The organism is Galbibacter sp. PAP.153 (genome assembly GCF_037029175.1).
Lineage (GTDB): Bacteria > Bacteroidota > Bacteroidia > Flavobacteriales > Flavobacteriaceae > Galbibacter > Galbibacter pacificus.
In genome coordinates this window covers 1-893 of the sequence record NZ_JAZEUN010000063.1, presented here as the reverse complement: position 1 = coordinate 893, position 893 = coordinate 1, and the positions used below count along the sequence as shown (strand labels likewise).

1 protein-coding gene is annotated in these 893 nt (G+C 48.6%); it reads left to right on the top strand.

What is annotated here, in order from left to right:
* Nucleotides 1-876: IS982 family transposase (locus UXI14_RS18045; RefSeq protein ID WP_335967362.1), on the top strand; the 876-nt coding region annotated here is incomplete at its 5' end.
* Nucleotides 877-893: the final 17 nt, after the last annotated feature.

Sequence of the window (893 nt, the reverse complement as noted above, 5' to 3'; positions counted from 1 at the left end):
ACGGATATTTTTTGTCTTGCCGACGAGTTTTGCCAACAATTCACCCCTTTTCTTGAAAAACACAGCATTGGCAACAAGCCCAAACGGCCGCCTACCATGTCAAAGAGCGAGATCATCACCATCATGGCCATCTTCCACCTTAGCGGGTTCCGTTGCTTCAAGCACTTTTACATTTATTATGTGCAAAAGCACATGAGGCCCGAATTCCCCAATACCGTTTCCTATAACAGGTTTACCGAACTTATGCAGTCCAACGTCCTGCCCCTTGCCATGTTCCTGAAAACATGCTGTATGGGCAAGTGCACGGGCATTTCCTTTGTGGGCTCCACCGCCGTGAAGGTCTGCAAGAACAAGCGCATCAAGCGAAACAAGGTGTTCAGGGAACTGGCACAAGTGGGCAGGTCCACCATGGGGTGGTTCTATGGGTTCAAACTACACTTGGCCATCAACGACCGCGGCGAGATCCTGAGCTTTACCATTACACCGGCCAACGTGGACGACCGTGAACCGTTGAAGAGCGAAGGGTTCTTGCGGGGCATTTACGGAAAACTCTTCGGCGATAAGGGCCACATATCCAAACAACTGGCCGAAATCCTGTTCGTGGACGGCATCCACCTGATCACCCAATTGCGCAACAACATGAAGAACAGCCTGATGACCCTGTCGGACAAGATAACCCTCAGAAAACGCTCAATCATAGAGACCGTCAATGATGAACTGAAAAACATGTGTCAAATCGAACACTCAAGGCACCGTTCCGTGGGGAATTTCTTTACCAATCTCATCGCTGGGCTTATTGCCTACTCCTTCTTCCCGAAAAAACCTTCGCTCAAATATCAAAATGCATTGGTAACCAATCAGATAAACGCTTTCTGATTAATCGAACTCAGGTT